The sequence below is a fragment of the Streptomyces sp. A0642 genome (genome assembly GCF_004795105.1).
GTDB lineage: Bacteria > Actinomycetota > Actinomycetes > Streptomycetales > Streptomycetaceae > Streptomyces.
Genome location: NZ_SSBL01000047.1, coordinates 1 through 16,528, shown reverse-complemented (window position 1 = coordinate 16,528; position 16,528 = coordinate 1). Strand labels below are relative to the sequence as shown.

Genomic DNA, 16,528 nt, shown 5'->3' with positions numbered 1-16,528 from the left:
TAGACCCGTGCACCTCACCGGCTTACCGACACCGGAGCCGGAAAAACCCTGCCGCTCCGGACGGAACGGGGCCGGCCGGATTCGAACCGGCGTCCTCCCCATGCCGTGAGGGCGCGACGCCCTCTGCGCCACGAGCCCCGCTCCGCCCGGGCTCGTACGCAACGCCCGGCCGCGGACCGGAAGGGGTGGAAACGGGGCGGGCCCGGCCGCTTCACGAAGAAGCGGCCGGGCCCCGCACCCGCCACGGCGGATCAGGTCGTCGTACGACGCCTCCGCGCACCCGGACGGCGCTCGCTCGGACGCGTCACCGGGTCACCGGCCTCCTTCGCCGCGTCCCGGCGCTGCGCGCCGAACTCCGCGAGGGCCTCGGCCAGCTTGTGCACCGAAGGCTCCGGCGACAGGACGTCGACGCGCAGCCCGTGCTCCTCGGCGGTCTTCGCCGTGGCCGGGCCGATACACGCGATGATCGTCACGTTGTGCGGCTTGCCGGCGATGCCGACGAGGTTGCGCACCGTCGAGGACGAGGTGAACAGCACCGCGTCGAAACCGCCGCCCTTGATGGCCTCACGCGTGTCGGCGGGCGGCGGCGAGGCGCGGACGGTGCGGTACGCGGTGACGTCGTCGACCTCCCAGCCCAACTCGATGAGCCCGGCCACCAGCGTCTCGGTGGCGATGTCGGCACGCGGCAGGAAGACGCGGTCGATCGGGTCGAAGACCGGGTCGTACGGCGGCCAGTCCTCCAGCAGACCCGCGGCGGACTGCTCACCGGAGGGCACCAGGTCGGGCTTCACACCGAAGTCGACCAGCGCGGCGGCCGTCTGCTCACCGACGGCCGCGACCTTGATCCCGGCGAACGCACGGGCGTCGAGCCCGTACTCCTCGAACTTCTCCCGGACGGCCTTGACGGCGTTGACCGAGGTGAAGGCGATCCACTCGTAGCGGCCCGTGACCAGGCCCTTGACCGCCCGCTCCATCTGCTGCGGCGTACGCGGCGGCTCGACGGCGATCGTCGGGACCTCGTGCGGCACCGCGCCGTAGGAGCGCAGCTGGTCGGAGAGCGACGCCGCCTGCTCCTTCGTCCGGGGCACGAGCACCTTCCAGCCGAACATCGGCTTGGACTCGAACCAGGCCAGCTGATCGCGCTGGGCGGCGGAGCTGCGCTCCCCGACCACGGCTATGACGGGCTGGTGCCCGTCCGGCGAGGGCAGGATCTTGCCCTGCTTGAAGACCTGCGCGATCGTGCCGAGCGTCGCCGTCCAGGTGCGCTGGCGCGTCGTCGTGCCGGCGACCGTCACGGTCAGCGGGGTGTCGGGCTTGCGGCCCGCCGAGACCAGCTCACCGGCGGCCGCGGCCACCGCGTCGAGCGACGTCGAGATCACGCACGTCGCATCGCTCGCGCCGACCTCGCTCCAGCAGCGGTCCGAGGCGGTCCGGGCGTCGACGAAGCGGACGTCCGCGCCCTGCGCGTCGCGCAGCGGCACCCCGGCGTAGGCGGACACGCCCACGGCGTTGGCGACACCCGGCACGACCTCGAACGGAATGCCCGCGGCGGCGCAGGCCAGCATCTCGCCGCCCGCGTTGCCGTCGAGACCGGGGTCACCGGAGACGGCACGGACGACCCGCCTGCCGCCCTTCGCGGCCTCCATGACAAGATTGGCCGCGTCCCTGAGAACGGGAACACCGGCGGGCGTTGACTGCGCGTCAACAACCGTCAGCTCAGGCGTGCTTACGCCTGCCCGCGCATGACAGCGGACGACGCCGAGAACGTCCGGCTCGGCGACAAGAACGTCCGCGCTCGCAAGCGCCTCGACGGCGCGCAGAGTCAGCAGTCCCGGGTCGCCGGGACCGGCGCCGAGGAAGGTGACGTGCCCTGCGGACAGGACCGGGAAATCGGATGCGGCGGGGCCGGTGGGGCTCAAAGTGCTCGCTCCCCCATAAGACCGGCCGCACCCTTGGCGAGCATCTCGGCCGCGAGTTCGCGACCGAGGGCCGCCGCGTCGTCGTGCGACGTGGGGACGGGACCGGTGGTGGACATCTGTACGAGCGAGGAACCGTCGGTGGAACCGACGACCCCGCGCAGGCGCAGTTCGTTGACAGCCTGGCCGTCGGCCAGGAGGTCGGCCAGCGCACCCACGGGTGCGGAGCAGCCGGCCTCCAGGGCGGCGAGCAGGGCACGCTCGGCGGTCACGGCGATCCGGGTGTGCGGGTCGTCGAGCTCGGCGAGCGCGGCGGCGAGGTCGGCGCTGTTCGCAGCGCACTCGATCGCCAGTGCTCCCTGGCCGGGAGCGGGCAGCACGGTGTCGACCGACAGGAAGTCGGTCACCTCACCGCTCCGTCCGAGGCGGCTGAGCCCGGCCGCGGCGAGTACCACCGCGTCGAGTTCACCGCTTCGCACAAATCCGATACGCGTGTCGACGTTGCCGCGGATCGGCACGGTCTCGATGCCGAGGCCGTGACTGCGGGCGTACGCGTTGAGCTGCGCCATGCGGCGCGGCGAGCCGGTGCCGACGCGGGCGCCGGGCGGCAGCTGCTCGAAGGTCAGCCCGTCGCGCGCCACGAGCACGTCGCGCGGGTCCTCGCGCACCGGCACGGCGGCCAGGACGAGGCCCTCGGGCTGCGCGGTCGGCAGGTCCTTGAGCGAGTGGACGGCGAAGTCCACCTCGCCGCGCAGCAGCGCGTCGCGCAGCGCGGCGACGAACACGCCGGTCCCGCCGATCTGCGCGAGGTGCTCGCGGGAGGTGTCTCCGTACGTGGTGATCTCGACGAGTTCGACGGCGCGCCCGGTCACCTCGCTGACGGCGTCGGCGACGAGGCCGGACTGCGCCATGGCGAGCTTGCTTCGCCGGGTCCCCAGCCGCAGCGGCCGGTCGGCCCCCGCGCCCAGGGGTGAGTTGTCGGTCATGACCGCCCTCGATTCGGGTCGTTCAGGTCTGCCCGGGAGACGGCGGCGACCGTCTGCGGGTCGAGGTCGAAGAGTTCTCGCAGCGCATCGGCGTACCCGGCGCCGCCGGGCTCGCTGGCGAGCTGCTTGACCCGCACGGTGGGCGCGTGCAGGAGCTTGTCGACGACGCGGCGCACGGTCTGCGAGATCTCGGCGCGCTGCTTCTCGTCCAGGTCGGGGAGGCGTCCGTCCAGCCGTGCGATCTCGCCCGCGACCACTCCGGCGGCCATCGTGCGCAGGGCGACGACGGTGGGAGTGATGTGGGCGGCGCGCTGGGCGGCGCCGAAGGCGGCGACCTCGTCGGCGACGATGGTGCGCACCTGGTCCACATCGGCGGCCATCGGGGCGTCCGCGGACGCCTCCGCGAGCGACTCGATGTCGACGAGGCGCACACCCTCGAGGCGGGCCGCGCCGCCGTCGATGTCGCGCGGCATGGCGAGGTCGAGCAGGGCGAGCCGGACGGGGCCGGTGGACTGTGCCGGGATCCGGCGGACGGCCCGGGCCTGCGCGGTCGCGGTGGCGGAACCGTTCTCCACCCACGCGCCGTGCTGCTCGTCCGCCTCGGCGGCCGGGGCCGGTGCGGGCGCGGCGGGCGCCTCGTACGCGGGGTCGAAGTCCAGCCCGAGCGCTCCGGCGACGGCCTCCGCGCTCAGGACGAGCCCGGTGGCGCCGGTGCAGGAGACGACGACGTCGGCACGTGTCAGTTCCTCGGAGACCGTGGCCATCTCCACGGCGTGGGCGGCCACTCCCGTGCCGTCGGCCTGGTTGAGGATCTCGACCAGGCGGTCGGCGCGGGCGCGGGTGCGGTTGGCGACGACGATCTCGGAGACACCGGTACGGGCCAGGGTCGCGGCGGCCAGCGAGGACATCGAGCCCGCGCCGATCACCAGGGCGCGCTTGCCCCGCGCCCAGGCCGCCGGGTCGCGCCCGTCGGCGAGCTGCTCCAGGCCGAAGGTGACGAGCGACTGCCCGGCCCGGTCGATCCCGGTCTCGCTGTGGGCGCGCTTGCCGACCCGCAGGGCCTGCTGGAAGAGGTCGTTCAGCAGCCGGCCGGCGGTGTGGAGCTCCTGCCCCAGCGCCAGCGCGTCCTTGATCTGGCCGAGGATCTGGCCCTCGCCCACGACCATCGAGTCCAGTCCGCAGGCCACCGAGAAGAGGTGGTGGACGGCCCGGTCCTCGTAGTGCACGTAGAGATACGGAGTGAGCTCGTCCAGACCGACGCCGCTGTGCTGGGCGAGCAGCGTGGACAGCTCGGCGACGCCCGCGTGGAACTTGTCCACGTCGGCGTACAGCTCGATGCGGTTGCAGGTGGCGAGGACGGCGGCCTCGACCGCGGGCTCAGCGGCGAGGGTGTCCTGGAGCAGCTTGGCCTGGCTGTCGGCGGACAGCGAGGCCCGCTCCAGCACGGAGACGGGGGCGCTGCGGTGGCTCAGCCCTACGACGAGGAGACTCATGCCGGCATCACGGCGGGCATGTCCCCGTCGGGTCCCTTCCGGCTGCCGGTGGTGGCGCGCACGGGCGGCGCGGCGGGGTCGGGGCCGCTGTCGGCGGCCTCCTCGCCGGCCTTGCGCTGCTCGTGGAACGCGAGGATCTGCAGCTCGATGGAGAGGTCGACCTTGCGCACGTCGACGCCGTCGGGCACCGAGAGCACGGTCGGGGCGAAGTTCAGGATGGAGGTGACACCCGCGGCGACGAGCCGGTCGCAGACCTGCTGGGCGGCGCCGGGCGGCGTGGTGATCACACCGATCGACACGCCGTTCTCGGTGATGATGCGGTCCAGGTCGTCGGCGTGCTGGACGGGGATCCCGGCGACCGGCGTGCCGGCCATGGCGGGATCGGCGTCGATCAGCGCGGCGACCCGGAAGCCGCGGGAGGCGAAACCACCGTAGTTGGCGAGCGCCGCGCCGAGGTTTCCGATGCCGACGATGGCGACGGGCCAGTCCTGGGTGAGGCCGAGCTCGCGCGAGATCTGGTAGACGAGGTACTCGACGTCGTAGCCGACGCCTCGCGTCCCGTAGGAACCGAGATAGCTGAAGTCCTTGCGGAGCTTCGCGGAGTTGACCCCCGCCGCGGCGGCGAGCTCCTCGGAGGAGACCGTGGGGACCGAGCGCTCGGAGAGCGCGGTCAGCGCGCGGAGATACAGCGGAAGTCGGGCGACGGTGGCCTCGGGAATTCCTCGGCTACGGGTCGCCGGTCGGTGATTTCGGCCAGTTGCCACGGTGCTCCTGCGGGATGAGCGGGGCTGCAGGCGGCCGTATGTCCCAAGACCGCCCCGTCGAATGCAGGCTATGTCTTTGTGAACGCGTGCACAAAGATAGTGTCCGTTTTGTCCGGTCAAAGTGACCGGGGTCACGCGCATACGTCGCGCGATCCAGGAACCATGGATCGCATCAGCCCGTTGCAGGCCCGAAGGGGGCAAAGCGGAACACACTCCTCACAGCCACGCCCCCGAGACCACTCAAAACGCCCATGATGGTAACCAGGTTTCACTCAGGAAAGCAGCGCGCTGCGCAGTCTCGCCGGGTCCACCCGCCAGAACGTGTGCTGTTCGTTATCTACGAGCACCACGGGGATCTGCTCCCAGTACTCCTTGTACAGCTCCTCGTCCTGGGTGATGTCCTTCTCCTCCCAGGACGCGCCGGTCTCCTCGCAGACCGTGCGCACCACCGCCCGGGCGTCGTCACAGAGGTGACACCCCGGCTTCCCGACCAGGGTCACCACACGGTCGGCGGGCTTCTTCTTCGTACGACGCAGCAGGGCACTCATACCTCTCATTCTGCGCCGCTCCGGGGGCCGGTCCGGCCCGGAACCGGCCTTGAGCCCTTACGACCGGAATCGCCCGTTTAACACGTCGGCCCCCGAGAGTTCACGCCGCCGCATCCCGGCAGGTCGGGAAGGGGCGGGGCGACTGGCTATGCTCCCTGCATGGCCGCTCTTGGATGGCTCACACCGCACAGGCGTTCCGCGACAGCACGGAGCGTGCTGGCAGGCGAGGCCGCGGCGGAGGCAGCACGGAAGTCCTCGCTCGCCGCCGAACAGCCCGCCGGCGCCACCTCCGGCACGCAGTCCGCCGCACAGGAGGGCGAACCGGAATTCCCCGTCGTCGGCGACGACCGGGCCGCAGCCTTCTTCGACCTCGACAACACCGTCATGCAGGGTGCCGCGATCTTCCACTTCGGCCGCGGGCTCTACAAGCGGAAGTTCTTCGAGCGCCGCGAGCTCACCCGGTTCGCCTGGCAGCAGGCCTGGTTCAGACTGGCCGGCGTCGAGGACCCCGAACACATGCAGGACGCCCGCGACAGTGCCCTGTCCATCGTCAAGGGCCATCGCGTCTCCGAGCTGATGTCGATCGGCGAGGAGATCTACGACGAGTACATGGCCGACCGCATCTGGCCCGGCACCCGGGCACTCGCCCAGGCCCACCTCGACGCCGGCCAGAAGGTCTGGCTCGTCACCGCCGCCCCCGTGGAGACCGCCACGATCATCGCCCGCCGGCTCGGTCTGACCGGGGCGCTGGGCACCGTCGCCGAATCGGTCGACGGCGTCTACACCGGCCGCCTGGTCGGCGAACCGCTCCACGGCCCCGCGAAGGCCGAGGCGGTACGCGCGCTGGCCGCGGCGGAGGGCCTGGACCTCGCGCGCTGCGCGGCGTACAGCGACTCCCACAACGACATCCCGATGCTGTCCCTGGTCGGACACCCGTACGCGATCAACCCGGACACCAAGCTCCGCAAGCACGCGCGCGCCCTGGACTGGCGGCTGCGCGACTACCGGACCGGCCGCAAGGCCGCCAAGGTCGGCATCCCGGCCGCGGCCGGCGTGGGCGCCCTCGCCGGCGGCACCGCCGCGGCCGTCGCCCTGCACCGCCGCCGCCGCTGACCGCGGCGCGCCCCTCGCGGGCCGGGCCACGCCCGGCCCGCGCAGCCGATCGGAGCCCCCTGCCCACCCATCGCTCCGGCCAGTCGGGTTACCCGCACTCGACCACAACCTGTCGCGGCTCCCGGCAGTTCTCGAAATAATTCGATCAACAAGCGGTCACGATGTGCTACCCAATGCATCGCATTGTCGCTAGTGAAGCGTCGTAACCGGTGATTTCTGCAACTGGGTGTAGCACTGCCTGTACGAAGCGTTATTCTCCTCAGACGCATTCCGGAACCCACCACTCACTACGACGAGTGACGGTTCCGCACTGCACGTGATGGAAGCTCTGCCTCTGGGAGTCCCGTGTACCCACACGTCGGGGTTGACGCCTCGGGCCTGGCTACGCTGCGCGCAACGGTCGCCGACCGCTTGCGCGGCTTCGTCCCCACCGCGTACGCCGTACCCGCCTTTGCCACCCCTGCACCTGCCGGCCCCTGCTACGCCCTGGCCGAACGCGGCGCGGCGGTCGGAAGACGCAGCAACCGCGGCGCAACGACCACGTCCACCGTTCGTCGGCCGACCGCCGACAGCGACAGCGCGCGCATGATGGATCTCGTCGAGCGCGCACAGGCCGGTGAGGCTGACGCCTTCGGCCGCCTCTATGACCAGTACAGCGACACCGTGTACCGCTACATCTACTACCGGGTGGGCGGCAAGGCGACAGCGGAGGACCTCACGAGTGAGACCTTCCTGCGCGCCCTGCGGCGCATCTCCACCTTCACCTGGCAGGGCCGCGACTTCGGCGCCTGGCTGGTCACCATCGCCCGCAATCTGGTCGCCGACCACTTCAAATCCAGTCGTTTCCGACTGGAAGTGACCACCGGTGAGATGCTCGACGCCAACGAGGTCGAGCGCAGCCCCGAGGACTCCGTCCTGGAGTCCCTCTCCAATGCCGCACTGCTGCAAGCCGTGCGCCGACTCAACCCCCAGCAGCAGGAGTGCGTGACCCTGCGCTTCCTTCAGGGCCTCTCGGTCGCCGAGACCGCCCGGGTGATGGGCAAGAACGAGGGCGCGATCAAGACCCTTCAGTACCGCGCCGTCCGCACTCTCGCCCGGCTCCTTCCGGATGATGCCCGCTGATCCCACCCGGGCCGAATCACTCTCGGCGACAGGGCCATCACGCACTGGTCCGATCATCTTTCGTGCGTAACCCAAGTGCCGCACCACTCGTTGTGCCGGTTGCAGGCTCCCTGTCGTCACCCCCTGTCCGCGGACACTCACTCAATCGTGTGGAAGCGCTCAAGGTGTGCAACCTTCCGGACCCAAGGGGAGTCGACCGTCATGACGAGAGGAGGTGCCGCCAGTGATCGCAAACGTTTCGGCACACCGGCGGGCGAACGCCTTCGCCCAGGCCCTGGAGGAGCAGTCGCTCCGCGGTGCGGCGGCCGTACAGCCCGAGGACCCGGCCGTACAGGCCGACCCCGGACCGCTGTTGGCCCTGGCGAACGGCCTCGGTGAGCTACCGAAGCCGGAGTTGGATCCCGAGGTCAAAGTGGTGCAGCGAGCCCAGCTCGTCGCCGCCATGGAGGCCATGTTCGCCGAGGGCGGCGCATCAGCGGACCCTACGGTGCCCGAACAACGGGGCAAGGGGGCCCACCGGGCCTCACCACTCCGGAAACTTCGCCCCAGATCCCGCTGGACGAAGGGCCTCGCAGCCGGCGGGCTCACCGTCGGTGTGGCCGCGGGAGCCTTCGGCGGAGTGGCCGCTGCCAGTTCCGACGCCCTGCCGGGTGACTCCCTCTACGGGCTGAAGCGCGGCATGGAGGACATCCACCTCGGCCTGGCCGACAGTGACACCGACCGCGGCGAGGTCTACCTGGACCAGGCGTCGACCCGGCTCAGCGAAGCCCGCAGGCTGATGGAGCGCGCCCGCTCCGGCGACCTCGACCACGAACAGCTCGGCGAGATCAGGCGCACGCTCAACGGCATGACCCACGACGCCACCGAGGGCCACCGTCTGCTCCACGCCGCCTACGCACGGGACGGCGCGATCGGCCCCATCCAGACCCTGGACTCCTTCTCCCGGGCCCACCGCGACAGCTGGAGCAACCTCCGCGACCGCCTCCCCGTCCAGCTGACCGACATCGGCGACCGGGTGAGCTCAGTGTTCGCCGCCATAGACGAAGAGGTCCAGCCGCTGCAGTCGCTGCTCCCCCGCGCGCCGGAGACGAGCGAGGGCCCCCAGGAGTCCGGCACCACCGGCTCCGGCTCGGCCCCGTCCTCCCGCTCGCACACCCCGTCGCCCTCCTCACCGGCGGGCACGCGGGACAGCGGTACGGGCACCAGCTCCTCGCCCCTGCCGTCGGGCTCGGGCAGCTCCTCGGCGGACGGCCTGATCGGCGGCGCAACGGACGATCTCCTCGACCCGCCGACCCCCGACGCCACGACCCCGCCCCAGAACACCCCGACCACGACCCCGTCCCCGGACATCACCCTGCCGCCCCTGATCCCGGGGCTGATCGGCGGCCTGGGAATCGACGCGGAGGACGACAAAAACTGACCCGATCGCCGGACGGGCAAGCTCCGAGCCCGTCCGGCGATTGAGGACGAAGCTTCAGCCCCGGCGCACCCGAGGTCAATCCCCCCGTCCGGCTACATCAAGCCCGTCCGACGATGGAGGACGAAGCCCCGCCCCGGGCGCGGGGCAAACGTCAGAAGAACACCGACCGACGCTGCACCAACAACTCGTACAGCGTGTGCTGAATCCGCTCCCGCACCTGATCCGTCAGATTGAACATCAGCATCGGGTCCTCCGCCGCCTCCAACGGATACCCGTCCGTGGGAATCGGCTCGCCGAACTGGATCGTCCACTTCGTCGGCAACGGCAGCGCCCCCAACGGCCCCAGCCAGGGGAACGTCGGCGTGATCGGGAAGTACGGGAACCCCAGCAGCCGCGCCAGCGTCTTGGCGTTGCCGATCATCGGGTAGATCTCCTCCGCCCCCACGATCGAGCACGGCACGATCGGCACTCCGGCCCGCAGCGCCGTCGACACGAAGCCGCCCCGCCCGAAGCGCTGCAGCTTGTACCGCTCGCCGAACGGCTTGCCGATGCCCTTGAAGCCCTCCGGCATCACCCCCACGACCTCGCCCTGCCGCAGCAGCCGCTCCGCGTCCTCCGCGCAGGCCAGCGTGTGCCCGGCCTTGCGGGCCAGCTCGTTCACCACCGGCAGCATGAAGACCAGGTCCGCCGCGAGCAGCCGCAGATGCCGCCCGGCCGGATGGTTGTCGTGCACCGCGACCTGGAGCATCAGCCCGTCCAGCGGCAGCGTGCCCGAGTGGTTGGACACGATGAGCGCCCCGCCGTCCGACGGGATGTTCTCGATGCCCTTCACCTCGACCCGGAAGTACTTCTCGTACACCGGCCGCAGCATCGACATCAGGACCTGGTCGGTGAGCTCCTCGTCGTAGCCGAACTCGTCGACCTCGTAGTCGCCCGTGACCCGCCGCCGCAGGAACGCGAGCCCGCCCGCGATACGCCGGTCCCAGCCACCTCCCGCAGCGCCCGTGGCCCCGGCGGCCCCCGGACCCTCAGGGGCCCCCACGGCCTCCTGTGGCTCCTCGGGCGGCACGGCGCCCGGCTGCTGCCCGGGCAGGGCGCTGACGGACCGTGTGCCGCGTCCCGAGGAGCGCCGGCGCGCGGCGCGCGGCACACCCCCCGACCGCGAACGGTCGTCGTCGAACGGAATGACCTTGGCATCCGCCATCGTCGGTGCGCTCCTCTACCTGACGCTCGGAGTCGGGTGTGTGTCGCCGCCTGCGCCGCCCCCGGCGAACGGCATCGCGGCCAGCCTGTCGACCGCCCGGCCCACCGCCGCGGGCGGCAGCAGCCCCGGCCCCCGGCTGCGCGCGAACTCCGCGAACGTCTCCGCCGTGGAGAACCGCGGCCGGAAGCCCAGCGTCTCGCGCATCTGGACCGTGGAGACCACCCTGCCATGGGTGAGCAGGCGGATCTGCTCCGGCGAGAAGTCCGTCATGCCGACGGTCCGCAGCGCCTGGCCGACCCAGGTGACGGCGGGCAGCAGCATCGGCATCGTCGGCCGCCCCAGCCGCCGCGCGCACTGCGAGAGCAGCAGCACCCCGTCACCCGCGATGTTGAACGTGCCGCTGTTCAGGGTCCCGCGCCGCGGTTCACCCGCGGCGATGCCGAGGACGTCGAGGACGTCGTCCTCGTGGACGAACTGGAGCCGGGGGTCGTACCCGAACACCGTCGGCAGCACCGGCAGCGACAGGTAGTCGGCGAGCTGCGTGTCCGGGTCGGGGCCCAGGATGTTCGCGAACCTCAGCACGCACACGGCCACGTCCGGCCTGCGGCGCGCGAAGCCCCGTACGTATCCCTCGACCTCCACCGCGTCCTTCGCGAAGCCTCCGCTGGGGAGCGACTTGGGCGGGGTCGTCTCGTGGAAGACCGCCGGATCGCGGGGCGCCGAACCGTACACACTCGTACTGGACTTCACGACCAGCCGCCGGACGGACGGCGACTTCTGGCAGGCGCCGAGCAACTGCATGGTGCCGATGACGTTGGTCTCCTTGACCGCGGTACGCCCCTGCGCCCCGAGCGCCTTGCCGCTGACGTCCAGGTGCACCACGGTGTCGACCGTGTGCTCGGCGAGGACGCGGGCGATGGCGGGCTGGCGGATGTCCGCGCGGACGAACACGGCGTCGCCCAACTGGTGCCCCGGCGCGACCGCGTCGACCGCGATCACCCGGTCCACGTCCGGCTCCCGCTGGATGCGCCGCACGAACCGGCCGCCCAGCTGCCGGGCCGCTCCCGTGACGAGCACGACCTTCCCCAAGATCAGCGCCTTCCGTCGGTCCCCTGTGAGGTGAGTGGAAGGGGCGCCCGCGAAGAGGCACTCCCCCGGTCGTCACCGTAGCGGGTGGATGTCGCCCTGTGATGCCTGCGCGGCGGCCTTCTCCCGCGTCTTGGCCCGAATGTGCGCACCGGCCGCTCACCGAGCCGCGTACCGGCCCCGCACAGCACCGCAGCCCTCCCGCCTGATCGGCGAAAGGGCTGCGGATTTCACGAACTGCGTTCGCTTACTTCTTGTTGCGACGCTGAACGCGCGTGCGCTTGAGCAGCTTGCGGTGCTTCTTCTTGGCCATCCGCTTACGCCGCTTCTTGATAACAGAGCCCACGACTACCCTCGCTCACTTCTTCTTCACTGGTGCGGGGCGTCTGGGCCCACACGACCTACGTCGGCCTAGCCTACCCGCCACCGCGTGAGGTACGTAATCCGAGGGGAATGTCAGGCCGTCCCCACCCCCACGAAGGACTCGCGGAGATACTCGTGAACCGCTTGCTCCGGCACCCGGAAGGACCTTCCCACCCGGATCGCCGGCAGATGACCGCTGTGCACCAAGCGGTACACGGTCATCTTCGACACTCGCATGACCGAGGCTACTTCCGCCACGGTCAGAAACTTGACCTCGTTGAGAGGCCTCTCGCTGTCAGCAGCCATGACCCACCTGTACCTTCCGCACGAGACGCGCACCGGCTTCCCCTCCGGTGACTCTTCGTCGTTGTGCGCTCACTCCACAGATTAGGGGCGGGTGATGCGAGTGGGGAAGAGGTGAGACGATCGGCCGCCTACTGTGACAGACACGCCCGATTGAGTACATAGCGCGTCAGCGGCAGGTAGTAGGCCGACCGCACGGCGTCGTCGAGCGGCACGGCCACCGCGACCCGGCCCTCCGCCTCCCCGACGAACAGCGCCGGATCGTCCGTATCGGCCAGGCCGATCGCCTCGATGCCCAGCTGACCTGCCCCGCAGACCCAGCCGTGGTCCCCCACGACCAGTTCCGGCAGCGGCCCCCGCGCCTCCGCCGCGGCCTCCAGCGCCACCCTCAGCGGCAGCGGCGAGTGGGTGTGTGCGCCGGTGCCACCACCGGGCGCCCGCGCGCCCGGTTCGCGCACCAACGCGACTCCCCGTACGTAGTCGAGGTGGTACGTGCGTACGCCGAACCGGGTCGTTATGTCGATACGTCGCCCCTGCGCGGGAGTGAGTACAGTGCACCCGACCGCCGACAAGGCGTCTGCCAGCGCTGCGTAGAAGCCGAGCAGCCGGTGCGGATGGCCCGTCCCGAACAGCACCGGCGCCCGCCGGACCGCCGCTTCGGACAACCGCCCGGCGAACGCGTCCAGCCCCGCCATCGTCCGCTCGGGATCGATCACGTCGGGACCCGACACATGCGCGGGATCGTCCGAGACCCCGCACTTGTCGGCCATGAGCCGCAGCAGGTCCCGCTCCCCCCAGTCCCGTCCGGGATCGAGCCCGAGCGTCACCCGCGGATCCCTGGCCGCGAACAGCCGATAGCTCCGCAGACTCACCTCCCGCGACGTGGCCACGGGCCCGGCCAGCCGGGCCGCCAGCAGATGCGCGCGCAGCGCTCCGGTGCTCAACACCCTGCCGATGCTCCCCCAACGCCGACGCCTCGGGGCCAAAACCCGCAATACGCGCCACAGTTGGCGTAACACCTTCGCGAACTCCGGCCCTCAGGTCAGCAGACCCCGGAGCGGAAACACCGCACGCCTGGTCGCGAGCACCGCCTGATCCAGCCGGTCCGCGGGGTCGTAACCGTCCTCCCACGGCTTCCACGACGGCGTCCGCCCGTCCGTCATCCGGGCCGGACCGAGCTGCCGCGTCCGCGCGTACACCTCGTCCCGCCACGAGGACGGGATCACCGACTCCGGGTCCACCGGCGCATGCGCGGCGATCCCCACCAGATGCGTCCACGACCGCGGCACCACGTCCACCACCGCGTAGCCGCCCCCGCCGAGCGCCACCCAGCGGGCGTCCTCCGCGTACTCGTGCGCCAGATCGTGACAGGCCGCCATGACGGACCGCTGCGCGTCCAGCGACACCGCGAGATGGGCCAGGGGGTCCTCGAAATGCGTGTCGGCCCCGTGCTGCGTGACCAGCACCTGCGGCCGGAAGTCCGCCAGCAGCTCCGGCACGACCGCGTGGAACGCCCGCAGCCACCCCGCGTCCCCCGTCCCCGCCGGCAGCGCCACGTTGACCGCCCCGCCCTCACCCGCCCCGGCACCGGTCTCCTCCGGCCACCCGGTCTGCGGGAAGAGCGTGCGCGGGTGCTCGTGCAGCGAGACCGTCAGCACCCGCGGGTCCTCCCAGAACGCCGCCTGCACCCCGTCGCCGTGATGCACGTCCACATCGACGTAGGCGACCCGTTCCGCCCCCAGCTCCAGCAGCCGCGCGATGGCGAGCGCCGGATCGTTGTAGATGCAGAAGCCGGCCGCCCCGCCCGGCATGGCGTGGTGGAGCCCGCCGGAGAAGTTCACCGCGTGCCCGGTCTCGCCCCGCCACACGGCCTCGGCCGCCGCCACCGACTGCCCGGCGATCAGCGCCGACACCTCGTGCATCCCGGCGAACGCCGGATCGTCCGTCGTCCCGATCCCGTAACTCTGGTCCGCCGCACGCGGATCGGCGGACGCCGCGCGCACGGCCGCCACATAGTCCGACCGGTGCACCAGCCGCAGCGTCGAGTCACCGGCCGCCTTGGCGGCCACCACGTCCACCGCTCTGTCCAGGCCGAACGCCCGCACCAGCCCCATCGTGAGGGCGAGCCGGACCGGGTCCATGGGATGACTGTCCCCGAAGTCGTATCCCGTTACTGCGTCATCCCACATCAACTGTGCGCGGCCGCTCATGCCCGCCACCGTATCGGGCAGGCTCCGCACCGAACGACTTGGCGTACACCAGCGTCGCGAGCACCAGCACCAGCGGCACGAGCATCGCGCCCCGGTAGCTCCACGCGTCCCCGAGCGCCCCCACGAGGGGCGAGCCGACGAGGAACCCCACGTAGTTGAAGATGTTCAGCCGCGCGATGGCGGTATCGCTCGCCCCGGGGAACATCCGCCCGGCGGCCGCGAAGGTCTGCGGCACGATCACACACAGCCCGAGCCCCAGCATGGTGAACCCGAGCATCCCCACCCAGGCCCCGCCCGCGACGGCCACCACCGCGAACCCGGCCGCGGCCAGCACACTCCCCGCCCGCACCACGGCCACCGCACCGAACCGCCGCACCCCGAGGTCTCCGACGGCCCGCCCCAGCAGCGTCGTCACCATGTAGACGTTGTACGGCACGGTCGACAGCTGCTCCGAGCTCCCCAGCACGTCCTGCAGGTACTTCGCGCTCCAGTTGGAGACCGTCGAATCGCCGATGTACGCGAAGCACATGACCAGACACAGCGGCATCAACAGCTTGAACGAGACCGCCCCGGCCGTCCCCCGCGCCGCCTCCCGCTCCTCCTCCTGCTTCCCCTCCACGTACCACCGGCTCCCGGCGAAGGCGACGGGCAGCAGCACCACGACCACCGGGAAGTACGAGACCAGCAGCGACAGATCCCAGTGGGCCCCGGCCCATGCCATGGACGCCCCGGCGATCCCGCCCAGGCTGTAGGCGGCGTGGAAGCCGAGCATGATGGAGCGTCCGTACGCCCGCTGGAGGCTCACCCCCATCATGTTCATGGAGGCGTCCAGCGCACCCACGGACAGCCCGAACACGCCGAGCGCCAGGGCCGCTTCCCACACTTCGCTGCCGGCCCCGACCCCGAGCAGCGCCAGCAGCACGAGCGGCTGCGCCCATCGCAGGACCACCCTCGGCCGGACCCGTGCGACCACCTTCTCGGTGACCACGCTGCCCACACCCGCCAGGATCGGCACGGCGGCGAGGAACACGGGCAGCAGACCGTCGGATATCCCGTACCGGTCCTGGATGGCGGGGATCCGGGTCACGAGGAGAGCGAAGGTGACGCCCTGTACGAAGAAGCTCAGCGCCAGGGACGATCTGCCGTGCCGCAAACGTGCATCTGTCATGGGCGCGAGCGTAGGGCCAGTCTCTACTCATGGGTAGAGACGTCAGGCAAGCAATTCCCGCAGCTGTGCCATGTCGGAGAAGTGCCCGTTCACCCCGGCCAGCCGGTCCGCCGGCATCATCGACGTGAACCCGTAGACGTCCATGCCCGCGGCCCTGGCCGCCTCGACTCCGAGCGGGCTGTCCTCGATGACGACACACCGTTCGGGGGCGACGCCCATCCGTTCGGCTGCGAGGAGGAAGAGATCGGGCGCCGGCTTGCCCCGGCCCACGTCCTCGGCCGAGAAGATCCACTCCTCCTCGAACCACTGGTCGAGGCCCGTGACGCGATGACTGACCCGGATCCGCTCGTGGCTGCTGGAGGAGGCGACGCAGTACGGGATCCCGTCGGCGACCAGCTCCCCCAGCACGTCCTCCACCCCGGGGACGGGCGTCAGGTCCTGCTGGAACGCGGCGAAGATCCGCGCGTGGAGCGTGTCGTCGAAGTCGGCGGGCAGCTTCTCGCCGCCCCGCTCCTCGACGAGGTCGTGCACCCGGTGCACGGCCGATCCCATGTAGTCGCGGAGGGACTCCTCGTACGAGGTGGAGTGTCCGAGCTCGGTGAGGTAGCCGGCCAGGATGGTGTTGGCGATCGGCTCGCTGTCCACGAGCACACCGTCGTTGTCGAAGATGACCAGTTCGTAGCGCATGTCACGACCTTAAAGGGTCGGAACGCAGAAAAGCCCCGTGCCACAAGGGCACGGGGCTTAACTATCAAAAGGAGTTCGGCGGCGTCCTACTCTCCCACAGGGTCCCCCCTGCAGTACCATCGGCGCTGAAAGGCTTAGCTTCCGG

At 71.1% G+C, this 16,528-nt stretch carries 16 protein-coding genes and 1 tRNA gene; 3 read left to right on the top strand and 14 right to left on the bottom strand.

What is annotated here, in order from left to right; all coding sequences use genetic code 11:
- Nucleotides 1-66: 66 nt before the first annotated feature.
- From E6R60_RS35715 to E6R60_RS35690, 6 genes are all read right to left on the bottom strand, one after another.
- Nucleotides 67-139, bottom strand: a tRNA-Ala gene (locus E6R60_RS35715).
- Nucleotides 140-251: 112 nt separating this feature from the next.
- Complete coding sequence (locus E6R60_RS35710; RefSeq protein WP_136330897.1) at nt 252-1,919, bottom strand: bifunctional uroporphyrinogen-III C-methyltransferase/uroporphyrinogen-III synthase; 1,668 nt, start codon at nt 1,917-1,919, stop codon at nt 252-254.
- Nucleotides 1,916-2,902 carry a hydroxymethylbilane synthase gene (gene hemC / locus E6R60_RS35705; protein WP_136330896.1) on the bottom strand — a complete coding sequence of 329 codons (987 nt, stop codon included), beginning with the start codon at nt 2,900-2,902 and terminating at the stop codon, nt 1,916-1,918. Before hemC ends, E6R60_RS35710 begins: the two co-directional genes overlap by 4 nt.
- Nucleotides 2,899-4,395, bottom strand: a complete 1,497-nt coding sequence (locus E6R60_RS35700; protein WP_136330895.1) for a glutamyl-tRNA reductase — start codon at nt 4,393-4,395, stop codon at nt 2,899-2,901. The genes hemC and E6R60_RS35700 overlap by 4 nt, the downstream gene beginning before the upstream one ends.
- Nucleotides 4,392-5,159: a redox-sensing transcriptional repressor Rex gene (locus E6R60_RS35695; protein ID WP_136330894.1), complete on the bottom strand. Its 768-nt coding sequence runs from the start codon at nt 5,157-5,159 to the stop codon at nt 4,392-4,394. The genes E6R60_RS35700 and E6R60_RS35695 overlap by 4 nt, the downstream gene beginning before the upstream one ends.
- A 272-nt stretch (nt 5,160-5,431) precedes the next feature.
- Nucleotides 5,432-5,707 (bottom strand): glutaredoxin family protein, encoded by a 276-nt coding sequence (locus E6R60_RS35690; RefSeq protein ID WP_136330893.1) that lies wholly within the window; start codon nt 5,705-5,707, stop codon nt 5,432-5,434.
- A gap of 159 nt (nt 5,708-5,866) precedes the next feature.
- Here E6R60_RS35690 and E6R60_RS35685 point away from each other — a divergent pair, with 159 nt between their 5' ends.
- The 3 genes from E6R60_RS35685 (at nt 5,867) to E6R60_RS35675 (ending at nt 9,362) form a co-directional block, all read left to right on the top strand.
- Nucleotides 5,867-6,820 (top strand): HAD-IB family hydrolase, encoded by a 954-nt coding sequence (locus E6R60_RS35685; RefSeq protein ID WP_136330892.1) that lies wholly within the window; start codon nt 5,867-5,869, stop codon nt 6,818-6,820.
- 345 nt (nt 6,821-7,165) lie between these two features.
- Nucleotides 7,166-7,942, top strand: a complete 777-nt coding sequence (locus tag E6R60_RS35680) for an ECF subfamily RNA polymerase sigma factor, BldN family (protein WP_123460007.1) — start codon at nt 7,166-7,168, stop codon at nt 7,940-7,942.
- 223 nt (nt 7,943-8,165) lie between these two features.
- Nucleotides 8,166-9,362, top strand: a complete 1,197-nt coding sequence (locus E6R60_RS35675; RefSeq protein WP_136330891.1) for a DUF5667 domain-containing protein — start codon at nt 8,166-8,168, stop codon at nt 9,360-9,362.
- 151 nt (nt 9,363-9,513) lie between these two features.
- Here E6R60_RS35675 and E6R60_RS35670 read toward each other — a convergent pair whose 3' ends face one another.
- The 8 genes from E6R60_RS35670 to E6R60_RS35635 all read right to left on the bottom strand — a co-directional run bounded on the left by E6R60_RS35670 (nt 9,514) and on the right by E6R60_RS35635 (nt 16,383).
- The gene (locus tag E6R60_RS35670; RefSeq protein WP_136330890.1) at nt 9,514-10,566 is read right to left on the bottom strand and encodes a lysophospholipid acyltransferase family protein; all 1,053 of its coding nucleotides are present in this window, start codon (nt 10,564-10,566) and stop codon (nt 9,514-9,516) included.
- Nucleotides 10,567-10,581: 15 nt separating this feature from the next.
- Complete coding sequence (locus tag E6R60_RS35665) at nt 10,582-11,655, bottom strand: NAD-dependent epimerase/dehydratase family protein (RefSeq protein WP_136330889.1); 1,074 nt, start codon at nt 11,653-11,655, stop codon at nt 10,582-10,584.
- A gap of 244 nt (nt 11,656-11,899) precedes the next feature.
- Entirely contained in the window at nt 11,900-11,998 is a 99-nt protein-coding gene (locus E6R60_RS35660; protein ID WP_003948845.1) for an AURKAIP1/COX24 domain-containing protein, read from the bottom strand.
- A 110-nt stretch (nt 11,999-12,108) separates the two neighbouring features.
- Nucleotides 12,109-12,321 carry a helix-turn-helix domain-containing protein gene (locus tag E6R60_RS35655; protein ID WP_123460011.1) on the bottom strand — a complete coding sequence of 71 codons (213 nt, stop codon included), beginning with the start codon at nt 12,319-12,321 and terminating at the stop codon, nt 12,109-12,111.
- Nucleotides 12,322-12,449: 128 nt separating this feature from the next.
- Nucleotides 12,450-13,265, bottom strand: coding sequence for a phosphatase (locus E6R60_RS35650; protein WP_136330887.1), 816 nt, complete (start codon nt 13,263-13,265; stop codon nt 12,450-12,452).
- A 90-nt stretch (nt 13,266-13,355) separates the two neighbouring features.
- Nucleotides 13,356-14,528: an acetoin utilization protein AcuC gene (locus tag E6R60_RS35645; protein ID WP_136330886.1), complete on the bottom strand. Its 1,173-nt coding sequence runs from the start codon at nt 14,526-14,528 to the stop codon at nt 13,356-13,358.
- Nucleotides 14,497-15,696, bottom strand: coding sequence for an MFS transporter (locus E6R60_RS35640; protein ID WP_136330885.1), 1,200 nt, complete (start codon nt 15,694-15,696; stop codon nt 14,497-14,499). The genes E6R60_RS35645 and E6R60_RS35640 overlap by 32 nt, the downstream gene beginning before the upstream one ends.
- 42 nt (nt 15,697-15,738) lie before the next feature.
- Nucleotides 15,739-16,383, bottom strand: coding sequence for an HAD family hydrolase (locus E6R60_RS35635; RefSeq protein WP_136330884.1), 645 nt, complete (start codon nt 16,381-16,383; stop codon nt 15,739-15,741).
- Between the last annotated feature and the right edge of the window lie 145 nt (nt 16,384-16,528).

Excerpts from the sequence above, each read along its gene's own strand:
- E6R60_RS35645 (WP_136330886.1), bottom strand. The coding sequence starts at position 14,528 with ATGAGCGGCCGCGCACAGTTGATGTGGGATGACGCAGTAACGGGATAC.
- E6R60_RS35635 (WP_136330884.1), bottom strand. The coding sequence starts at position 16,383 with ATGCGCTACGAACTGGTCATCTTCGACAACGACGGTGTGCTCGTGGAC.
- E6R60_RS35685 (WP_136330892.1), top strand. The coding sequence starts at position 5,867 with ATGGCCGCTCTTGGATGGCTCACACCGCACAGGCGTTCCGCGACAGCA.
- E6R60_RS35690 (WP_136330893.1), bottom strand. The coding sequence starts at position 5,707 with ATGAGTGCCCTGCTGCGTCGTACGAAGAAGAAGCCCGCCGACCGTGTG.
- E6R60_RS35700 (WP_136330895.1), bottom strand. The coding sequence starts at position 4,395 with ATGAGTCTCCTCGTCGTAGGGCTGAGCCACCGCAGCGCCCCCGTCTCC.
- E6R60_RS35670 (WP_136330890.1), bottom strand. The coding sequence starts at position 10,566 with ATGGCGGATGCCAAGGTCATTCCGTTCGACGACGACCGTTCGCGGTCG.
- hemC (WP_136330896.1), bottom strand. The coding sequence starts at position 2,902 with ATGACCGACAACTCACCCCTGGGCGCGGGGGCCGACCGGCCGCTGCGG.
- E6R60_RS35655 (WP_123460011.1), bottom strand. The coding sequence starts at position 12,321 with ATGGCTGCTGACAGCGAGAGGCCTCTCAACGAGGTCAAGTTTCTGACC.
- E6R60_RS35640 (WP_136330885.1), bottom strand. The coding sequence starts at position 15,696 with ATGACAGATGCACGTTTGCGGCACGGCAGATCGTCCCTGGCGCTGAGC.